General features: G+C 63.9%; 3 protein-coding genes. All 3 read left to right on the forward strand.

The genetic code is table 11. From position 1 onward, the window contains the following. The first annotated feature begins 1,036 nt into the window (after positions 1-1,036). Positions 1,037-1,840, forward strand: a complete 804-nt coding sequence (locus tag ACHFFZ_RS16810; RefSeq protein WP_394277740.1) for a transposase family protein — start codon at positions 1,037-1,039, stop codon at positions 1,838-1,840. 45 nt (positions 1,841-1,885) lie between these two features. After that, positions 1,886-2,284 carry a hypothetical protein gene (locus ACHFFZ_RS16815; protein ID WP_394277741.1) on the forward strand — a complete coding sequence of 133 codons (399 nt, stop codon included), beginning with the start codon at positions 1,886-1,888 and terminating at the stop codon, positions 2,282-2,284. 407 nt (positions 2,285-2,691) lie between these two features. After that, on the forward strand, positions 2,692-3,791 hold a 1,100-nt coding region (locus tag ACHFFZ_RS16820; RefSeq protein WP_394277742.1), incomplete at its 3' end, for a PTS transporter subunit EIIC.

A 3,791-nucleotide genomic window follows, 5' to 3' on the forward strand; every position in this document is an offset into this window, starting at 1 on the left:
CTAGCGCATATGCCTGCTATGCACGTGAGTCGCCTTGCAGAGCTTCGATGGGAGTGCCAGCCCGCCTGTCGGGTAGGTGGTTTGAGGGGCTTCAGTCGACCCCGAGCCTCATGACCGTAGGAGTACTGCGACGGCACGGACGGGACGGGTCGACACCGTCGTCAACCCCTTCGAAGCCAGGCGTTATCAAGGCATGCGCGCATGAAGTCCTCGACCATATCGGCCACCTGGTGGTTGAACAGGAATGGGACGTAGCCGTGATCTTCGCCGGGCACCCAGACGAACTCCACAAGATGCCCCGCTACGCGCGGGGCACGAAAGTGCCGCCAACTGCGCTCGAAAGGAACAATACGGTCCTTGGCGCCGGGAACCAGCAGCTGATGACAGCTGAAGATCGTTCGGAACCTGGTGAAGGAGGGCTCGCGGCGACCGGCAGGTTGGAAACGTCGGTCAAGTTGCGCCCCCGGAGCAACCACCCCGGAACGTCAGTCATTTCGTGTTCGATGGTGATCAACCTGGTGCGGATACTCAGTCGATAAGGCCATTGAAGTCGAGGTAGCTCTTGACTATGTCGGACTCATTCACCTGATTTCCGCGACTGCTGTGGAGTATCAGCACGGTGTAGCCACTGGACGGTTCTCCCGCCAGGACGGTTTATTCGTGATCGATACAGAACTAAGCATGATGCTCGGCCAATCACCACGTAGTCGACAGGGCGTCCTCGACATGCGCGGAGAATGGGGCGCCGTTGCTGGATAGATATTCGACCAAGGCGATCACGCAGCCTCAGCGCGCGAAGCCGGTCCAAGAGTCCACGCGGTTACCCATGTCTTACCGCCCCCACCTGGAGCCCTAGATGCACACGACACAGGGCAGGCGCTCCACAGTGAGGTTTTCTCATCAGGGCTGCCTGTAGAACATCGGCAGTGATGCTCTGGCAAGGGGTGATGGTCGACTGGGGTGGGTGCATGCGGGTCGGGTGGTGCAGGATCGGTTTCTGCCAAGACACCCATCGTCCACCAGAATCCGAGCCCGCATGCTGTCCTATCGTGCCACCCTTGACCTTCCCGAGACCATCGTGCGCCGCATCGCAGCGTGGCTGTCGGCCCACCGACGTCGACATGACCGGCGTCCCTGGCAACGAGCCGCCACCTGCTGGACCCAAGCGATCCTGCTCTGCCGCTGGATGTGTGATGCGACCCCCATCCACCGCTTGGCGCGTGACCATGGCCTGTCGCAGGCCACCTGCTACCGCTACCTCCACGAGGCATTGGACGTGGTCGCTGAGCGCGCACCCGACCTCCACGAGGTCCTCGACGCCCAACATGCCCACGGCGCGGCGTTCCTCTGCCTCGACGGCACCCTGATTGCCACCACCGCCGTCCACACCCCTGCCGGACAAGGGAAAACCACCGATGCCTGGTACTCAGGAAAACACCACCGTCACGGCGGCAACGTCCAAGTCCTCACCGACAGCTCCGGTTTCCCGATCTGGACCTCGCCAGTGTCCCCGGGCTCGACCCACGACCTCACCGCCGCCCGACAACACGTCCTCCCCGCGCTCTACCCAGCCGCAGCCCAAGGCCTGAAGACACTCACAGACAAGGGCTACCAAGGAGCAGGGATCGGCATCTGCCACCCCATCAAGGGCCACCACCTGGCACCCGACACCCTCGCCCGCAACCGACTCATCACCCAACTCCGCGCCCCAGCCGAACGAGCCAACGCCATCCTCAAACACTTCAAGGCCCTCCAGAAGGTCACCCTCGACCCCTGGCGCATCACCGCCATCGTCCGCTCAGCCCCCGTGATCGCCACCCACACACGAGGAACCTGGTGAGAAAACCTCAGTCTGCCAAGAGTCCAGTGGATCAAGGACCTGGGTGTGGACGTTGAGCGCTTCCCCCGGGTCCCCAACGGCAACCACAGTTTCGAGCAGCTCTTGATCGAGATTCGGGCTGAAATCCTCCGGCACGCTGGTGAACAAACCGCACCACTCCGTGAACGCGCACTTGCGGCTGGTGAGGCCGTGTATCACCGTGAGGTGGGCGACTCCGGAGGCGGGAAAGACACTTTCGACGGCGGCTCGCCCACCCCGTGCACCCACAGTGGCAAACCGGGTAAGTTCGTCCCCTTCGGCAAAGCTCCCAAGGCTTCAAAGGGAATGCAGGCGCTGTACACCAACTTCGAGGACTCCATGCTGATGCACTGTTCGAAGTACCCCAACTGCGGCATGTATGCGGTCGATGCCTCGCGGGGCAAGACGGATCGTGGAGCGTCCTAGGAGGAGCCGAGGGAAAGCGCGGACGAGACGTCCACGCTGCGATCTGACAGGTTGAGCCAGGCTGGTGAATCACGGCATCACCACTTTGGTTCGGGTGCGCACTGCGTTGGATTGGCGGTTCACGGCACCACTATCCGGTGCTCGTCCGCAGCCCAGAAGTACGGAACCTTCGCTGTCTCAGACGCCGCCATGGACGCCCTGCGCGTCGCTGGGGTGACCGATCTGAGAGCCAGTCGGCTGTAGGAAACCCTTCGTTGTGCTTGAGCTGCCAGCATCGTTGCGGACGGCGATCCCCCTAGTCGGAGTAGCGACGGGGGAAACTTATGGAGGGGGCGGGGGAACGACGCAGCGCGGGAACGTCGACGCTTCTTGTGAAGTGAGTTTCGAGAACTCCCCAAGGTCCGGCAATGGCGTCGATTGACTACAAGGACACCGCGGCTCGAATCCTCGAGCTCGTTGGTGGCGAGAAGAATGTGGCGAGTGCGACGCACTGTGCCACGCGGCTGCGGCTCAAGCTGCGCGACGAGTCCCTGGCGGACGACAAGGCCGTCGAGAAGGTGCCCGGCGTCATCACCGTGATGAAGGCCGGCGGCCAGTACCAAGTGGTGGTGGGCAACAACGTCCCCAAGGTCTACGCCGCCCTCGGCGAGATGACCAAGCTCACCGGCGACACGGCCGCCGAGGAGGACACCGACCCCAAGGGCAACCTGCTCAACCAGTTCATCCAGCTGATCAGCTCGATCTTCCTGCCGGTGCTGTGGCCGCTGTCGGGTGCGGGCCTGTTCAAGGCCGGACTGGCCGCCGCGACCACCTTCAAGTGGATCAGCACCACCAGCACCACCTACATCATCCTGAACGCGGCCGCCGATGCGCTGTTCAACTTCCTGCCGATCTTCCTGGCCGTCACCGCCGCGAAGCGCTTCAAGGCCAACCAGTTCACCGCCATGGCGATCGCCGGCGCGCTGGTCTACCCGACGATCATCGCGCTCAACGTGCCGGGGCAGAAGGTCGAGTTCTTCGGCATCCCGGTGGTGATGATGAGCTACGTCAGCTCCGTGCTGCCCATCGTGATCGGCGTGTGGCTGCAGAGCTACCTGGAGCGTGGCCTCAACCGCGTCCTGCCCGACTGGCTGCGCAACTTCATGACCCCGCTGCTGACGATCGCCATCATGGTGCCGCTGATCCTCATCACCGTCGGCCCGGTCACCACCATTGCCGCCCAGGGCGTCTCGACGGGCGTCAACTGGCTCTTCGCCACTGCCCCGTGGGCGGCCGGTGTCGTGATGGGTGGCCGGTGGCAGGTCTTCGTGCTCTTCGGCCTGCACTGGGGCCTGGTGCCGATCATGCTCAACGATCTCTCCACCCCGGGCTACACCCTGCTCGGCGGCCCGATCCCGCCCGCCGTGCTCGCCCAGGCCGCCGCCGCGCTGGCCGTGGCCCTGCGCACCCGCAGCGCCAAGCGTCGTGACATCGCCACCGCCGGTTCGCTGTCGGGCTTCGTCGCCGG

It is taken from the genome of Luteococcus sp. (assembly GCF_043424415.1).
In the GTDB taxonomy this organism is placed as follows: Bacteria; Actinomycetota; Actinomycetes; order Propionibacteriales; family Propionibacteriaceae; genus Luteococcus.